This is a genomic window from Paenibacillus elgii NBRC 100335, assembly GCF_004000865.1.
Taxonomy (GTDB): Bacteria; Bacillota; Bacilli; order Paenibacillales; family NBRC-103111; genus Paenibacillus_G; species Paenibacillus_G elgii.
This window is the reverse complement of sequence record NZ_BIMB01000007.1, coordinates 155,777-171,175: the sequence shown is the minus strand read 5'-3', so window position 1 is coordinate 171,175 and position 15,399 is coordinate 155,777. Positions and strand designations below refer to the sequence as shown.

At 57.0% G+C, this 15,399-nt stretch carries 16 protein-coding genes; 10 read left to right on the top strand and 6 right to left on the bottom strand.

Features of this window, described 5'->3' with window-relative positions:
• Positions 1–98: 98 nt before the first annotated feature.
• The 7 genes from PEL01S_RS07850 (at position 99) to PEL01S_RS07820 (ending at position 5,579) form a co-directional block, all read left to right on the top strand.
• Positions 99–497 carry a DoxX family protein gene (locus PEL01S_RS07850; RefSeq protein WP_063182957.1) on the top strand — a complete coding sequence of 133 codons (399 nt, stop codon included), beginning with the start codon at positions 99–101 and terminating at the stop codon, positions 495–497.
• 63 nt (positions 498–560) lie between these two features.
• Positions 561–1,511: a ring-cleaving dioxygenase gene (locus tag PEL01S_RS07845; protein WP_127459935.1), complete on the top strand. Its 951-nt coding sequence runs from the start codon at positions 561–563 to the stop codon at positions 1,509–1,511.
• Positions 1,508–2,119, top strand: a complete 612-nt coding sequence (locus PEL01S_RS07840) for an alpha/beta hydrolase (RefSeq protein ID WP_127459934.1) — start codon at positions 1,508–1,510, stop codon at positions 2,117–2,119. The genes PEL01S_RS07845 and PEL01S_RS07840 overlap by 4 nt, the downstream gene beginning before the upstream one ends.
• Before the next feature lie 292 nt (positions 2,120–2,411).
• Positions 2,412–3,077, top strand: coding sequence for an HAD-IA family hydrolase (locus PEL01S_RS07835; RefSeq protein ID WP_127459933.1), 666 nt, complete (start codon positions 2,412–2,414; stop codon positions 3,075–3,077).
• Between the two features lie 86 nt (positions 3,078–3,163).
• Positions 3,164–3,901 carry a GntR family transcriptional regulator gene (locus tag PEL01S_RS07830; RefSeq protein ID WP_127459932.1) on the top strand — a complete coding sequence of 246 codons (738 nt, stop codon included), beginning with the start codon at positions 3,164–3,166 and terminating at the stop codon, positions 3,899–3,901.
• Positions 3,902–4,098: 197 nt separating this feature from the next.
• A complete protein-coding gene (locus tag PEL01S_RS07825; protein WP_127459931.1) occupies positions 4,099–4,875 on the top strand; it encodes a Cof-type HAD-IIB family hydrolase in 777 nt (258 codons plus the stop codon).
• Positions 4,876–4,976: 101 nt separating this feature from the next.
• Positions 4,977–5,579, top strand: coding sequence for a DJ-1/PfpI family protein (locus PEL01S_RS07820; protein ID WP_127459930.1), 603 nt, complete (start codon positions 4,977–4,979; stop codon positions 5,577–5,579).
• Between the two features lie 132 nt (positions 5,580–5,711).
• Here PEL01S_RS07820 and hcp read toward each other — a convergent pair whose 3' ends face one another.
• Positions 5,712–7,007 (bottom strand): hydroxylamine reductase, encoded by a 1,296-nt coding sequence (gene hcp, locus PEL01S_RS07815; protein WP_127459929.1) that lies wholly within the window; start codon positions 7,005–7,007, stop codon positions 5,712–5,714.
• A 163-nt stretch (positions 7,008–7,170) separates the two neighbouring features.
• Here hcp and PEL01S_RS07810 point away from each other — a divergent pair, with 163 nt between their 5' ends.
• Complete coding sequence (locus PEL01S_RS07810; protein ID WP_127459928.1) at positions 7,171–7,806, top strand: LysE family translocator; 636 nt, start codon at positions 7,171–7,173, stop codon at positions 7,804–7,806.
• 196 nt (positions 7,807–8,002) lie between these two features.
• Here PEL01S_RS07810 and PEL01S_RS07805 read toward each other — a convergent pair whose 3' ends face one another.
• Both PEL01S_RS07805 and PEL01S_RS07800 read right to left on the bottom strand, forming a co-directional pair.
• Entirely contained in the window at positions 8,003–8,980 is a 978-nt protein-coding gene (locus PEL01S_RS07805) for a quinone oxidoreductase family protein (protein WP_127459927.1), read from the bottom strand.
• An 88-nt stretch (positions 8,981–9,068) separates the two neighbouring features.
• Positions 9,069–9,959, bottom strand: coding sequence for a LysR family transcriptional regulator (locus PEL01S_RS07800; RefSeq protein ID WP_063182955.1), 891 nt, complete (start codon positions 9,957–9,959; stop codon positions 9,069–9,071).
• Positions 9,960–10,094: 135 nt separating this feature from the next.
• Between PEL01S_RS07800 and PEL01S_RS07795 the strand changes: the two genes are divergently transcribed.
• Positions 10,095–11,162: a branched-chain amino acid aminotransferase gene (locus PEL01S_RS07795; RefSeq protein ID WP_063182873.1), complete on the top strand. Its 1,068-nt coding sequence runs from the start codon at positions 10,095–10,097 to the stop codon at positions 11,160–11,162.
• A gap of 119 nt (positions 11,163–11,281) precedes the next feature.
• Positions 11,282–11,575, top strand: coding sequence for a DUF6509 family protein (locus PEL01S_RS07790; RefSeq protein ID WP_127459926.1), 294 nt, complete (start codon positions 11,282–11,284; stop codon positions 11,573–11,575).
• Positions 11,576–11,740: 165 nt separating this feature from the next.
• Here PEL01S_RS07790 and PEL01S_RS07785 read toward each other — a convergent pair whose 3' ends face one another.
• From PEL01S_RS07785 to PEL01S_RS07775, 3 genes are read right to left on the bottom strand one after another with little or no spacing between them, the layout of a single operon-like run.
• Positions 11,741–13,381 carry a peptide ABC transporter substrate-binding protein gene (locus tag PEL01S_RS07785; protein ID WP_127459925.1) on the bottom strand — a complete coding sequence of 547 codons (1,641 nt, stop codon included), beginning with the start codon at positions 13,379–13,381 and terminating at the stop codon, positions 11,741–11,743.
• 46 nt (positions 13,382–13,427) lie between these two features.
• Positions 13,428–14,387 carry an ABC transporter ATP-binding protein gene (locus PEL01S_RS07780; protein WP_127459924.1) on the bottom strand — a complete coding sequence of 320 codons (960 nt, stop codon included), beginning with the start codon at positions 14,385–14,387 and terminating at the stop codon, positions 13,428–13,430.
• Complete coding sequence (locus PEL01S_RS07775; RefSeq protein ID WP_127459923.1) at positions 14,380–15,399, bottom strand: ABC transporter ATP-binding protein; 1,020 nt, start codon at positions 15,397–15,399, stop codon at positions 14,380–14,382. The genes PEL01S_RS07780 and PEL01S_RS07775 overlap by 8 nt, the downstream gene beginning before the upstream one ends.

Here is a 15,399-nt window from a genome sequence, read left to right as displayed (position 1 = left end):
AGATGTCGTAAGCTATGCGGCAATATATTTTTAAGGAAGATACGCCAAATATCTTAAAATTAAGAATAACAAATTAAAAATAATGGAGGATGATGATGATGTTGGCATTAGGATTGTTGTTGGTTCGGTTGGTGGTTGGGCTGCTGTTTATCGGGCACGGGGCGCAAAAGCTGTTCGGCTGGTTCGGTGGCTACGGTCCGAAAGGAACCGGCGGGTGGATGGAGTCGGTCGGCATCAAGCCGGGCGTCGTTATGGCGGTACTGGCCGGGCTGATGGAATTGCTCGGTGGCGTCCTGTTTGCAGCCGGTCTGCTTACCCCGCTGGCTGCAGTGCTGATTGCCGCGACCATGGTCGGCGCGATCGTGAAGGTGCACGGTCCAAACGGCCTGTGGTCTACCGCCAACGGATACGAATACCAACTCGTGCTGCTGGTTGTCGCTATCGGCGTGGCTTTGACGGGCGCCGGCGCTTATTCGCTGGATGCGCTCATTAAATAATTTGGCACAGAACATGAAATGACTAAGTCATGAAATGACCTAAATCTAAAGGAGGATTTTCTTATGACATTACAAACATCCGGTATTCATCATATTACGGCATTTGCAAGAGATCCGCAGGCGAACGTTGACTTTTATGCAGGTATTCTGGGGCTGCGTCTGGTGAAGAAAACGATCAACTTCGACGCTCCCGAGGTATACCATCTGTACTTCGGCAACGAAGCGGGAAGCCCGGGAACGATCATAACGTTCTTCCCATGGCCGACTTCGCGCAAAGGTCGGGTCGGCGGCGGTCAAGTCGGCATAACGACGTATGCCGTCCCTACAGGCGCTCTGGGGTATTGGGAGGACCGTCTCGCAAGCTTCGGGATTGCCGTAACGAGAGCAAACCGCTTCTCGGAGACGTTCCTGCAATTCGAAGATAATGAAGGGCTGCGGCTGGAGCTGGTTGAGCGGGAGGAAGGCCCGAACAGCGGCTGGTCGTTCGGCGGGATTCCGGCTGACAAAGCGATCAAGGGCTTCGGGGGCGCCGTTCTATTCAGTACCGATCCGAACAAAACGACAGACGCGCTGGTGCATCTGCTCGGCTTGGAGAAGGTCGCGGAAGACGGCGAGTACGCCCGCTTCCGGTCCGCTGGGGAGTTCGGTAACGTGATCGATGTCCCGCTCGCGGCTGTGAGCCGGGGCAGCGAAGGTGCGGGCACTATTCATCATATCGCGTGGCGCGCGGCGGATTTCGAGCAGCATGCCCAGTGGCAGGGCGAAGTGCAGAGCTACGGCTACCGCCCGACGTCGATCATCGACCGCCAATATTTCAACGCGCTCTATTTCCGCGAGGCCGGGGGCATTCTCTTCGAGATCGCAACCGATCCGCCGGGCTTCGCCCGTGACGAACCCGCCGAAACGCTGGGTGAGAAATTAATGCTGCCCGCGTGGTATGAGCCCCATCGTGCCGCGATTGAGGCGAATCTGCTGCCGATTCAAGTGAGAGCATTGGAGGGGAAACGCCCATGAAGCATATTTTTGAAAAGGGCCGCCTGGAAGAAGCGCCGACCTTGGTGCTCTTCCACGGGACGGGGGGAACCGAGCGGGACCTGCTGCCGCTGGCGAAGCGTATAGCGCCGGATTCCTCCGTACTCAGCCTTCGGGGCAATGTGCTGGAAAACGGCATGCCCCGCTTCTTCCGGCGGCTCGCTGAAGGCGTGTTCGACGAAAAGGATCTTGTCTTCCGCACGCAGGAAGTCAACGAGTTTCTGGATCAGGCTGCCGCGCAATACGGATTTGACCGCAGCCGCCTCGTCGCAGTAGGCTATTCGAACGGAGCCAACATCGCAGGCAGTCTGCTGTTCCATTACCGGAACGCCCTGCAAGGCGCGATCCTGCATCATCCCATGGTTCCGCGGAGGGGCATCGAGCTCCCGGATTTGTCCGGTATCCCGATCTTCATCGGAGCGGGGACGAATGATCCGATCTGTTCGGCCCAAGAAACCGAGGAGCTTGAGGGGCTGCTTAGCGGGGCGGGAGCTGCGGTGACGGTTCACTGGGAGCGGTACGGCCATCAGCTTACGCCGATGGAAGCGGATGCGGCTGCAGCTTGGTTCGGAGAACGCTTCGGGCGGTAACCCGCCGAAGGAAAAGATTTGCCATGATGCAGCAGGCCTTGGGCCGTCTGGAAGCAGGGAGAAACCTTGCTTTCGGGCGCCGAAGGCCTTTTTTGACGTACTCTATCGGTTCTTCGCCAAGCCCGGGAAGAAAAGACTTGCGGGAACGGAGGAAGTCATATAATATTGGTATATACCAATATCGGATGGCTATCCGGGCGCGATGCAGGGGAATCATTCATCCGGCGGACTGCGGGCTGGCGGGCATACCGCCGGCTTACCGGAGCGACAGAAACGGCAGGAGTGAGCGGCTATTATTAAAGCGATTGTGTTTGATTTCGACGGTTTAATCGTGGATACGGAATCCGCATGGTTCGACTGCTATGCCAAGGTGCTTGGCGGCTACGGCATCCCCTTTCCTACAGAAGTATTCGCGGCCTGCGTCGGGTCGCACGGAGGGCAGATCGAGGCCTATATCCGGCAAATGGCCGAAGGACGGACGGAAATCTCCGAAGTAAGGAAGGCGGCAGCTAAGCTTCATGCCGAAAAGATGAAGACGGTCGCGCTGCGCGACGGGGTAGCAGAATATATCGAAGCGGCGCAACGGCTGGGGCTGAAGGTGGGGCTGGCTTCCAGCTCGGATCGGGCGTGGGTGGAATCGTTCCTGAGCAGATTCGGTTTGCTCGATTCGTTCGAGGTCATCAAGACCAAAGACGACGTCGCGAATGTGAAGCCGGACCCCGAGCTGTATCTCAAGGCAATCCAAGCGTTGGGAATCGAGGCGCATGAAGCTCTGGCCTTCGAGGATTCCGCCAACGGAGCCGCCGCCGCAAAAGCGGCCGGTCTATGGTGCGTCATCGTTCCGAATCCGGTTACCGAGCAACTGGTCTTTGGCAGCGTGGACGGCCATCTTCGTTCCATGGCCGATCGTCCGTTAGAGGACGTCATCGGAGAATTGCAGGCTTCTCCGCTTCCTTGACCGTATTTACGATCATCTGCTACGCTGAAATTTGGCCGTCAACTTTGACGGTAATTCGCTAATTAAAAGCATGACAGGGGTTCTATATGAATAAAACAGGAGATCATATCCCGTTTTATCAACAAATTAAAAATTTGTTCATCCAAGAAATCGAAAGCGGGAAATGGAAGCAAGGCGACAAGCTTCCTTCGGAGCGTGAGTTAGCCGCGCAGTATCAGATCAGCCGGATGACCGCGCGTCATGCGATTTCCATTTTGGAACGGGAAGGCTTCGTGGAGCGGGTCGTCGGATCGGGCACGTTCGTGACGACCCGGCGGATTCAATTGGATTTTGTCGAATTCTCCAGCTTCTCCAAAACGATATTGAGCAAAGGGCTTCGGCCTTCGACGAACACGGTCCACAAGCGGAAGGAGCCGGCCAACGGCTTCGTGGCCAAGATGCTCGGGATTTCGGAAGGAGAGGAGATCTGGTCGCTCAAACGAGTCCGCTTTGCCGACGAAATTCCCGTTTCCATCGAGCTTTCGTATATTCCTTACGCCTACTGCCCGGGAATCGAAGCTCACATGAATGGGGAAGACATTTCTTTGTATCAGGTGCTGGAGGAGCGTTACGGGATCAAGCTCGTCCGCGCGGACCAGACGATGCGGATTTCCCTTAGCGACGAAGCGGAAAGCAAGCTGCTGCGCATCGGCAACGACAGCCCGTGTATTTTGGTCGAGGCACAGGCTTTCGATAAGAACGACAAATTGATCGAGTTCTCGCAGGCGCAGACCCGCGGCGACATCGTCCGGTTCTTTTCGAAGCTGAAGGTGAAAAACAACTAAATTTTTTTATATTTAATGGTATATACCATAGTGGAAAGGAACGGAGCTCCGGCTTTGTTCCTTTCTTCCTATTTTACAGAAGCGGCTTTGCCGAAAATCGAACAGTAGGTTCTTGTCATCCTCGGGGCGGGTGCTATACTTAGATTTTTAGACTTGATGAGAGATCATTCATTCGACGAATAGGGGACATGAAGGCAATGGCTTACAAAATCGTATTTTTTGATATCGACGGGACATTGGTCAACGAGAACAAGGAGGTACCTCCGGACACGGTCGAAGCCGTCCGGGCACTCAAGGCAAACGGGGTGGAGCCGGTCATCGCCACGGGGCGCGCCCCCTATTTTATTAAACCGCTGGCCGATCAATTGGGGATCGAATCGTTCGTTTGCATGAACGGAGCTTATGCCGTTTACCGGGGGAAGCCGGTATATAAACGCGTGATTCCGAAGGAAAGCATCGAGGCACTGGTTAACCTGGCGGCAGGGCACGGACACTCGCTCGTCTTTGAAGGGGAGCACGCGTACTGCTCCGATCGGACGGAGCATCCTTTTGTTACGGAATCGGTCTTGTCTTTGAAAGTAGAGCTTCCTAGACATGATCCGGAGTTTTGGAAAGCGAATGACATCTTCCAGATGTTTCTCCACTGCGAAGGCCATGAGGAACCTTTGTATCAAGGGCTTGTGCCGGAGCTCAAGCTGATTCGCTGGCACCCCAAAGCGATGGACGTGCTGCCGGCCGGCGGGTCGAAGGCGCAAGGGATCGAGGCGATGCTGGAGCGGCTCGGAATAACGCCGTCCGAGGCGGTAGCGTTCGGGGACGGCTTGAACGACAAGGAGATGCTGGAATTCGTAGGCCTGGGTATCGCGATGGGGAATTCGCATCAGGAGCTGCTTCCTTATGCCGATTATGTAACCAGCCATGTGGATGAAGGCGGTATCCGCAATGGATTGGCGAAAGCGGGATTGATAGCTTAAAAGAAGGGCGTTCACGAAACCCCTAATATGGTACAATGGCTTGGAGAATGCGCTGTGGAAGCAGTAGGCGGCATGAGCGATGAGAGGGGAGCACGCGCTTTATGAACATTCAGATCGTATTGTTCGACGGGTTCGGGGAGCTCGTCGCATTGGCTCCGTTCGAGGTATTGAAGCGGGGCATCGAAGCCGGAGCGGGGTTCCAAGTGGAGCTCGTCGCGAGTGAGCCGAAAAGCGAAGTCGTCACTTCCTACGGGATCCGAGTGGCGGTGAATGATCATCTGCGGATCGGGAACAGGCCGGATGTCCTTATTGTCCCGGGCGGTGGCTGGAATCATAAGGCGGATCAGGGAGCGCGGAAAGAGGCGGAGCGGGGAGAATTGCCCCGATTGATCCGGGAGCTGCACGCCGCTGGAACAGTCGTGGCCGGAGTATGTACGGGCGGCATGCTGCTCGCCGAAGCGGGCATTTTGAAGCAAAAGCAAGCCGCCATGCATTACTTGGCGAAGGACGAGCTGAAGCGCTACGATGCGGACGTCCTGGATTACCGGATTGTCGATCATGGGGACGTCATCACGGCCAGAGGGGTTACTTCCGGCGTGGATCTAGCGCTGTGGATCATCGAGCGATTCGCCGGGGCTTCGATCGCGGCCGCCGTCGAACACCGGATGGAGTACGAGCGGCGAGGCGTCGTTTGGAGGGCCTAGTTGACGGAGGGTGAACGGGAAATGGGGCGCGAACGCCTTGGAACTGATGTCCAGGACGCCCGCACCCGCTATTCATCTCCCGCTCCGTACGAGCAGCAGGGTGCTGCCGAAGCTTCTTTATGCCTAGCTCTCTTAGTGAGAAAGCGACAGCATTTCCTTCATATCGTCTTGCGCGTTGCCGATCAGCTTCAGTCCGAACGTGTCGACAAGCACGTTCATGACGCCCGGATTGATGAATTCCGGCGGTTTCGGGCCGATGCGGATATCTTTAATGCCGAGGCTGAACAGGCCGAGAAGAATCGCGACCGCCTTTTGCTCGAACCAGGAGAGCACGATGCTGACCGGCAGATCGTTCACGCTGCATCCGAAGGCGTCGGCTAGTGCCAGGGCGATTTTGACCGTAGAACCGGAGTTGTTGCACTGGCCCAAATCGATATAGCGCGGAATGCCCGTATCGGCCACGGTGCCGTAATCGACGTCGTTGAAGCGGAATTTCCCACAGGATGTGGTCAGGATCACGGTATCGTTCGGCAGCGAGGTAGCGAGCTCGCGGTAATATTCACCGCCGCTTCCCGGAGCGTCGCAGCCGGCGATGACGAAGAAGCGTTTGATTTTGCCCGCTTTGACCGCTTGAATGATCTCCGGAGCCAGGCCGATCACAGTCTCGTGATGGTAGCCGGTCATGAGCGTCTGATCCGACTCGATCCGGGCTTCCGGCAGCGCCAAGGCTTTCTCGATCAGCGGGGTGAAATCGTCATTGACGATTTTTGTAACCCCTTCCAGGCCCGCGATATCGTAGGAGAAGAACCGGTCGGCGTAGGTGCCCTTGATCGGCATGACACAGTTCGTTGTCGCCAGGATGGCGCCCGGGAACTTCTCGAACAGGCGGCGCTGGTCGTACCAGGCTTTTCCGATGTTGCCTTTTAAGTGCGAGTACTGCTTCAGCTTCGGATAACCGTGGGCGGGGAGCATCTCGGAGTGCGTGTAGATGTTGATCCCTTTTCCCTCGGTCTGCTTGAGCAGCTCCTCCAAAGCGTACAGGTTATGCCCGGTAACGACGATAGCATGCCCTTCGATGCTGTTCTGCGGCACGGCTACGGGCTGCGGGATGCCGAAGTGAGTCGTATGCGCCCGGTCCAGCACATCCATGATGCGGACGGCGGCGGAGCCGACCTTCATCGCCATGTCGATATGCTCCTGCAGGTTGAAGTTGGAGTTCGTCAACGTCATGTACAACGCCTCGTGCGTAATCCGGTCGACTTCCGGGTCGGAATAGCCGAGCTGTCTTGCATGTGTGGCATAGGCGGCAATGCCTTTCAAAGCGAAAATCATCGTATCCTGCAAGCTTGCAATCGTTTCATCTTTGCCGCATACACCGATCACCTTACAGCCGCCTGTCGGGGTCTGTTCACATTGATAACAAAACATCGCGAATCCCTCCGTTACGTTTGATTTGCTATGTAAAGAGCGTAACACGAGGAAGCACGGCAAAGTGTGATTGGAAGCACATCAATCATGGCAAAGTCGCAACATCCGGGTCCGCCGCGGGCGGTAACCTACACTACTTATTTACGTAAAGGAGCGTACGAGCGTGTTTGGCATTCATCATTATTTCTTGTTTGTAGTCGCCGGAATATTGCTTATCATGACCCCGGGTTCGGATACGATGTACATCATTGCCAGAAGCGTGGCGCAGGGCAGAAGAGCGGGCATATGGTCCACCATGGGGATTGCGGCGGGGACGCTTATCCACACCCTTCTCGCGGCGCTGGGGTTATCTTTTCTTTTGGCGAAATCGCTATTGCTGTTTACAATCATCAAAATGATCGGGGTCGCCTACCTGATCTATCTCGGGATTACGATGATTGTGTCGAAGTCCTCCGCCATTGCACCGGACTCCGGATCGATGGAGCCGATGAGCGCGCGCAAAATTTTTGTCCAGGGCATGATTACAAATGTAACGAATCCGAAGGTGGCGTTGTTCTTTATCGCCTTCCTTCCCCAGTTTGTGGACAATCAGGCCCAGAGTCCGGTGCCGTTCGCGATTCTGGGCGCGACGTTTATTTTCATCGGCATGCTGTGGAGCAGTCTCCTTTCTTATCTCGCAGCGTTCGCGACGGGAAAGCTAAGGAAGAACCCCAAGATCGGCTTATGGCTGAACCGGGTCACCGGCGGCGTGTTCATCCTGATGGGAGCCAACCTGTTCCGCGCCAAAATTTCCAACTGACCGCATAGCACAAAAAGATCGTCTCCGGCCGCAAAGGTAGGCGGAAGACGATCTTTTTTATGGTTAGGACAAGTGCAATTTTTCACGATTTGTGGATAACGTGGATAATATGTGTATAAGTTTGTGGATAAGAAAATATTGCGACGCGCGTCAGATGATTTGGGCCTGACAGCGGCATGCTTAGCTGCAAACGGTGTTAGCTTCTGACGTCGAGCAGCACTTTTCCCGCGCTCTGCCGGCTTTCCACCCACTCGTGGGCTTTGGCGGCTTCGGCCAATGGAAAGCGTGCGCCGATCTTGATCGTCAGACGCCCGTCAGCCAAGTACGGCAGCACCCGCTCAGCGACGCCGCGCAGCAGGTGGGGGCGCTTGCTTCGGGTCGTACCCAAGCTGAACCCGAGGACGGAACGGCAGCTTGCGTGCAGGTCCGAGGTCTTGATGTTCCCCGCGGGACCGCCCGAATTGCCGAAATGGACCAGACGGCCGTAAGGAGCCAGGCAGAGCAGGCTTTGCTCCGTCACGGTGCCCGCTATCGAGTCGAGAACGACGTTTACGCCTTCCCCGTTCGTCAGGTCGTTGACCTGCGCCGCAAAATCCCCCTGCGCGTAAGAGAGCACATGATCCGCGCCCGCCTCCTTAGCGATGCTCGCCTTGCTCTCGCTGCCGACGGTTCCGATCACCTTCCCCGCGCCCAAGAGCTTCGCCAGCTGGATGGCCGTCGTGCCGACGCCGCCTGCCGCCGCATGAATCAGGACCGTCTCGCCCGGCTCCAGTCTGGCAATGTCCGCGAGCAGCTTATACGAAAGGAACGAAACGATCGGACAGGCGGCCGCCGTGTCGAAGCTGAGGCTGTCCGGAATGGCGAACGTCAGATTTTCGTCCGCGGCGATATATTCGGCATAGGAGCCTTGATGAGGAAAAGCGATGACACGCTGTCCGACCTGCAACTGCCGGACCTCGGACCCGACCTGCTCGATCGTCCCCGCCGCATCCAATCCCGGAATGAACGGGAGGGTCCCGCCCTTTTTCCCGTATCTCGACTTGATATCGGCAAAATTGACGCTGGTCGTCTCCACGCGGATCAACACTTGGTTCGGACAGATGCTCGGCTTATCGACGTCCGTGTAGCTCATATGCTCCGGACCGCCGAATTGCGTTACCTGAATGGCTTTCATGGCTTGCTTCCTCCTCTGTGAGCAGATGACAAGGAAGACTTCGCCGGACTGCCCGATAATTCCTTTTTTGGGCTGGGTAGGACGACCGCTACTCCAGAAAATGATCGATAAAGCGGCGGGCGGTTCTGGACAAATAGCGATTGTTCAGCCACAGAATGCCGACGTCGGATTGAAAATCGGCATCGGACAGCGGAAGCGTCCGGATCGAAGGGAGAGGGAACGCCGTCATGACGGACTTGGGCAGCACCGTCGCCCCAAGACCGGCCGCGACCATCGCGATGATGACCGCGACGCTGGAGCATTCGCAGATGATGCGCGGCTCGAAGCCGTGCCGGCGGCATTCGGTGACCACCCGGTCGTGCATGCCGGTCGTCCGGTCCGTTTTGAGCGTCAGAAACGGGAAGTCCGCCAGCTCCTGCATGCGGATCGTCTCCTGCTCCGGGTCTGGCAGCCACTTACCGGGGATGACGACGACGAACGGATCGGACGGCAGCGGCCGAACCGCATACGACTGCGATGCGGAGGAAGCCTCGAAAGGGAGCCGGGCGACGATCAGCTCGACGCTCCGCTTCTCCAATTGCTCCCCGAGGAGGAAATGATCGCCCTCCCAGATGCGGAAGGTGACCTCCGGGTACTTCTCCCGGAACGTCTCGATGCGCTGGGGCAGAAGCGAGATGCACGAGACGACGGCGCCGATGGAGAGCACGCCTTGGACGCTCTCGTCCAGCTCCTTCACTTCCTGCATCGATTCGTTGAACTGATGCAGCAGGCTTTCCGCCTTCTGCCGCAGCAGCTCTCCCGCATGCGTCAGCCGTAGTCTTTTGCCGTCCCGGTCGAACAAGGTCACCCCAAGCTCCTCCTCCATCAGCTTGAGCTGCCGGCTGAGCGGGGGCTGCTCCATGTTCAGCGCTTTGGCTGCGCGCGTAATTTGCCCTTCCTTCACAATCGCTAAAAAGTATCTCAACTGACGCAAATCCATCCCCGGATCGCTCCCTTCATTCATACTTTCAAGGTATCGTTCTCCAATAAAACAGATATTTTCAATATATCGGAAGAACTGATACCATTCAACTAATACAATAAGAAATAAACCTTTGAAGAGGAGATGCGAAGAATGGCGCTTAATATCGAAGTGGAGCTGACCAAGGCCCCAAAACAAAAGCCCGATGTAAGCCGAGTCGGGTTTGGAACCGTATTCACGGACCACATGTTTATGCTGGATTATGAGGAAGGCCGCGGGTGGCACTCTCCCCGCGTCGTGCCGTACCAGTCGATTAGCATGGACCCGGCGGCGAAAGTGTTTCATTACGGCCAGACGGTATTCGAAGGGCTGAAAGCGTACCGTACCGCGGACGGACGCATTCTGGTATTCCGCCCGGATCAAAACTTCAAGCGCTTGAACCATTCGAACGAACGGATGAGCATTCCGCACCTGGACGTGGAGCTGGCGCTGGAAGGGCTGAAGAAGCTGGTCCAAACAGATCGGGACTGGGTACCGGAAACCGAAGGTACTTCGCTGTATATTCGTCCGTTCATCATTGCGACGGAGCCCGTGCTGGGCGTTGCCGCTTCGAAACGGTATATCTTCATGATCATCATGTCGCCGGTTGGAGCGTACTATGCCGAAGGCATCCGCCCGGTCAAAATCCATGTCGAATCGGAATTCGTCCGCGCTGTCCCTGGCGGAACCGGCAGCGCGAAGACGGCCGGGAACTATGCCGCAAGCCTCAAGGCGCAGGAGGAAGCCGCACTGGAAGGGTATTCGCAGGTGCTATGGCTCGACGGTGTGCATAAGAAGTATGTGGAAGAAGTCGGGAGCATGAACGTCTTTTTCAAGGTCAACGGGAAGGTCATCACTCCGGCGCTGAATGGAAGTATTCTGAAAGGCATCACGCGCGATTCGATGATTCAATTGCTGCAAAGCTGGGGCGTTCCGGTCGAGGAGCGGCCGGTCAGCATTGAGGAGCTGTACGAAGCGCACCGGGCGGGCACGCTTGAGGAGGCGTTCGGCACGGGCACGGCGGCGGTCATCTCCCCGGTCGGCGAGCTGAATTGGCGCGGCGAGAAGCTGATCATCAACGGCGGCGAGACCGGAGAGCTGTCCGCGAAGCTGTACGAGACGCTCACCGGCATCCAGAGCGGGAAGCTCGAAGATAAGCTCGGCTGGATGGTGCAGGTGTAATTTCGGGACGGCATGAACGGGCATGATTCATTTCTCGGCGGCATAAGGCCTTTCTCCGAATTTCGTGTATAATATAAAGGTTCGGAATTAAGGTTCGGCGGTTGAGAAAGGATGATACCATGTTCACCATTACCAGTTACAGCGTAGAACTCGTGAAAGACCCGTTCGGCATTTTGTCCGGCAAACGGTACGAGTTTATACTGGATATTGAAGTTGAAGAGGATGACGAGCTGTACTCCGAGCAGGGGTTATATGTCCGGGTCATTTACAGCGTGGACGGGGACCAGGCCAGCATCGTGAAGCACGAAATTTTCGAGCGGACGACGGAGCAGCTGCTCGATTTTGAATTGGAAGACGACGAGCTGGAAGTGGTCAAAGCTTTCTGCAAGGAGCACGTCGGGGAAGCGGAATAAGAAATGCAGGGGAAAAGCGCGCGGCGTAACGACGTCGGCGCTTTTTCTTTTGCAAGCGAAAAATCCCCGACGCACTTCAAACCGCCTTCGTCAGATGGGTTAAAGTGTATCGGGGGAAATTCCTTCAAGCCGAGCCTTTAACGGGCAGGTCCGGCTTCACGGCAATTACGAAATCTTCTTCGCCCAGCGCAGGTTCGGCTCCTGATTCGGTACGAACGGAATTTCGAAGTTTTTCGACTTCAAGTAGTTTTTCGAGGCGAAGTAAATCGGAATGACCGGAAGATCTTGCATAAATATATCTTCGGCTTGATGCAAAATTTCAAAACGTTTGTTCTCGTCCTGCTCGGTCTTGCCCTGCGTCAGAAGCTCGTCATACTTCGGATTGACCCACTTCGTCTGGTTGTTCGGGCTGCCTCCCAAGTACAGGTCTAGCAGCGCGAGCGGGTCTAGAAATGTGCCGGACCAGGACATCCGGGCGATCTGGAAATTGCTTTGCTTGAACGTATCGATGTACGTTTTCCACTCCTGGTTTTCCAGCTTGACGTCGACGCCGAGGTTTTCTTTGAACATCGCCTGCAGCGCTTCCGCGATTTTCTTATGGCCGTCCTGCGTATTGTATTTCAGCGTCACAGGCGGCAACGTCGCCCAGTTTTCTTCCTTCAGGCCTTCGGCCAGCAGCTTTTTCGCTTCGGTGGCATCGAACTTCAAGTACGGAGGCCGTTCCTCGCGGAAATCTTTGCCGGCAGGCGTTTTGATCCCCTCGGCTACGAGTCCGTACGCCGGCTTCTGTCCGCCCTTGGATACGTTGTTCACAATGGCCTCGCGGTCGATCGCAAGAGCGAAGGCGCGGCGGATTTTCGCATTGGTGAACGGCTTCTGCGTCACGTTAAACGTGTACACGTACGTCGAGAAGTCCGATTGCAAAGTGAAGTCCTTGTTTGACTTTTCCTGCGCCAGCACGTCGATGGGAAGCGTATCGATCAGATCCAGTTCGCCGGATTTAAACATTTGGTAATACGTGTTCTGATCGCCGATCATTTTGTAGTTGATCGTTTGCATCGTCACGTCGTCTTTGTTCCAGTAGTTGTCGTTTTTCTCCAGGACGAGGCTGGTATTGTGCTCCCATTTAGAGGCGGTATAGGCGCCGTTCGAGACGATATCCTTCGCTTCGGCCGCCCAGTTTTTGTTCGTATCCACCGTCGGCTGATACACCGGCAGGAACACCGGATTGACGGCGACCTTCGGGAAAAACTTGGTCGGCGCGTTCAACTCGACCACGAACGTCTTGTCGTCCTTGGCGGTTGCTTTGACTTGATCGACGGTGCCTTTGCCCTTGTTATACTCCTCGGCGCCTTTGATGTAGTACAGGTAGAAGGCGTTGGTCGCTGCCGTTTGCGGGTTCAGCACGCGTTTCCAGGAATACTCGAAATCCTTGGCCGTGACGGGCTTGCCGTTGGACCATTTCAGGTTGTCGCGCAGCGTAAACGTGTACGTCTTGCCGTCAGGCGAGATATCGACCTTGGCGGCGCTGCCCGGAACGACCTCGCCTTTTTTATCAAAGGTGTACAAGCCTTCGTACAACGAATTGATGACCTTGAACGACGTATTGTCCGTCGCAATCGCCGGATCGAGCGTATATGGCTCCCCGGACAGGTTCGCGCGAATTTCCTGCTTGATACCTGCGCCGCCGGCCGATGAGGCCGCTCCGCCTTCGGGCTTCGCCGCATCCTGCGTGTTGCTGCAGCCGGCCAGCGCCGGTAAGGCGGCGATAAGAAGCGCGGCGGCGGTTAATGCGAATTTTTTCATGTCTCCCATTCTCCTTTTATCCGAATCTATAAGCTATGTATGAGGTTCAACCTTCAACCAAATGGCAAGCGACCCAGTGATCTTCTTTCACCTCTCTCCATGCGGGAAGCTCGCTTGCACAGATATCCCGGCCGGCGGGACATCTCGTATGGAACGGGCAGCCGCCCGGAGGGTGAAGAGGGCTCGGCGGATCGCCCCGCAGCACGATGCGCTCCCGCGTCCCCCGCTGCGACGGATCGGCGACGGGGATGGCCGACATGAGCGCCTGCGTATACGGATGAAGCGGCTCGCGGAACAGCTCGTCGCTGGCGGCCAGCTCCATCATTTTGCCTAAATACATCACGCCGATGCGGTTGCTGATATGCTGAACCATATGCAGGTCATGGGCGATGAACAGGTAGGTCAAGCCCTCCTCCCGCTGCAGATCCTCCAGCAGGTTGACGACCTGCGCCTGAATGGACACATCCAGCGCGGAGATCGGCTCGTCCGCCACGACGAAGCTCGGCTCGACGGCCAGCGCCCGCGCAATGCCGATGCGCTGCCGCTGCCCGCCGCTGAACTCATGCGGGAACCGCTGGGCGTGCTCGGCGCGCAGGCCGACCTTCTCGAGGAGCTGCACGATGCGCTCCTGCCGCGCTTTGCCCCGCGCCAAGCGGTAGGCGTCGATGCCCTCGGCGATGATGTCGCCGACCTTCATCTTCGGGTTCAGCGAGGCATGCGGGTCCTGGAAAATCATCTGCGCTTGCCGGTCGAAAGCCCTCCGCTCTTCGCGCGTATGGCCCGTCAGGGGCTTGCCCGCGAAGCGGACCTGCCCCGCGGTTGCCTCGTAGAGGCCGACGATCGTCCGGCCCAGCGTCGACTTGCCGCTGCCGCTCTCGCCGACTAGGCCGAGCGTCTCGCCCCGGCGGATGGCGAAGGAAATGCCGTCCACCGACTTGACGACCTGATTCGCGCCGGACTTGAAATGCTTCTTGACGTCTTGGACTTCTACCAAATATTCAGACATGCGCGTCCCTCCCTGCCGCCACAAGCTCCCGGATGCTGGCCGCCCGACTGTCGTTCAGCCAGCACCGCGCCGTATGCGTGTCCGACAGTTTCTCCTCCGCGGGCAATTGCTCGACGCAAATTTCCATCGCGTACGGACAACGAGCGGCGAAAGGACATCCTTTCGGCGGATCGAACAAATCGGGCGGCGCCCCCTCGATGGGGATCAATCTTTGTTTTTGTCCCGTGTGCGGCTTCGGAATCGATTGCAGCAGTCCCCACGTGTACGGATGCTTCGGCTGCGAGAAAATATCCTGCACCGTGCCGCTTTCGACGACCAGGCCCGCGTACATGACCACAACGCGGTGCGCCATCTCGGCGACGACCCCGAGGTCGTGCGTGATCATGATGATCGACGTGCGGAGCCGGTTTTGCAGGCTTTGCAGCAGCTCCAGAATTTGCGCCTGGATGGTCACATCCAGCGCGGTCGTCGGCTCGTCGGCGATCAGCAGCGCCGGATTGCAGGCCAGCGCGATCGCAATGACCACGCGCTGCCGCATGCCGCCGCTGAATTCGTGCGGATACTGGCGAAGCCGCTTCTCCGGGTCCGGGATGCCGACCAGCCGCAGCAGCTCGGCCGCGCGCTCCGCCGCCTGCGGCTTGGTTAGCCTCTCGTGCCGCAGCAGTCCGTCCATAATCTGTTGTCCGATGCGCATAGTCGGATTTAACGACGTCATCGGGTCCTGAGGGATCATTGCGATCTCTTTGCCTCTCACGCTTTTCCACTGCCGAGCCGACAGGCCGTTCAGCTTCCGTCCTTGGAACACGACCTCTCCTTGCGTCATTTTCCCCGGTGGGGAGATCATGCCCATGATCGCCTGCGCCGTCACCGTCTTGCCGCTGCCACTTTCTCCGACGACCGCGAGCGTTTCCCCGGAGGCGACCTCGTAGGACACGTCGCGAACGGCCTGCACGGAGCCTCCGTACGTTCGGAACGAAACTTTTAACTGATTGACTCTTAAGACGGGGTCCAT

What these genes read in the sequence shown, in the direction of transcription:
- PEL01S_RS07850 (WP_063182957.1), top strand. Translation starts at nt 99, where the DNA reads ATGTTGGCATTAGGATTGTTGTTGGTTCGGTTGGTGGTTGGGCTGCTG.
- PEL01S_RS07845 (WP_127459935.1), top strand. Translation starts at nt 561, where the DNA reads ATGACATTACAAACATCCGGTATTCATCATATTACGGCATTTGCAAGA.
- PEL01S_RS07840 (WP_127459934.1), top strand. Translation starts at nt 1,508, where the DNA reads ATGAAGCATATTTTTGAAAAGGGCCGCCTGGAAGAAGCGCCGACCTTG.
- PEL01S_RS07830 (WP_127459932.1), top strand. Translation starts at nt 3,164, where the DNA reads ATGAATAAAACAGGAGATCATATCCCGTTTTATCAACAAATTAAAAAT.
- PEL01S_RS07825 (WP_127459931.1), top strand. Translation starts at nt 4,099, where the DNA reads ATGGCTTACAAAATCGTATTTTTTGATATCGACGGGACATTGGTCAAC.
- PEL01S_RS07820 (WP_127459930.1), top strand. Translation starts at nt 4,977, where the DNA reads ATGAACATTCAGATCGTATTGTTCGACGGGTTCGGGGAGCTCGTCGCA.
- hcp (WP_127459929.1), bottom strand. Translation starts at nt 7,007, where the DNA reads ATGTTTTGTTATCAATGTGAACAGACCCCGACAGGCGGCTGTAAGGTG.
- PEL01S_RS07805 (WP_127459927.1), bottom strand. Translation starts at nt 8,980, where the DNA reads ATGAAAGCCATTCAGGTAACGCAATTCGGCGGTCCGGAGCATATGAGC.
- PEL01S_RS07800 (WP_063182955.1), bottom strand. Translation starts at nt 9,959, where the DNA reads ATGGATTTGCGTCAGTTGAGATACTTTTTAGCGATTGTGAAGGAAGGG.
- PEL01S_RS07795 (WP_063182873.1), top strand. Translation starts at nt 10,095, where the DNA reads ATGGCGCTTAATATCGAAGTGGAGCTGACCAAGGCCCCAAAACAAAAG.
- PEL01S_RS07790 (WP_127459926.1), top strand. Translation starts at nt 11,282, where the DNA reads ATGTTCACCATTACCAGTTACAGCGTAGAACTCGTGAAAGACCCGTTC.
- PEL01S_RS07785 (WP_127459925.1), bottom strand. Translation starts at nt 13,381, where the DNA reads ATGAAAAAATTCGCATTAACCGCCGCCGCGCTTCTTATCGCCGCCTTA.
- PEL01S_RS07780 (WP_127459924.1), bottom strand. Translation starts at nt 14,387, where the DNA reads ATGTCTGAATATTTGGTAGAAGTCCAAGACGTCAAGAAGCATTTCAAG.
- PEL01S_RS07775 (WP_127459923.1), bottom strand. Translation starts at nt 15,399, where the DNA reads ATGGACCCCGTCTTAAGAGTCAATCAGTTAAAAGTTTCGTTCCGAACG.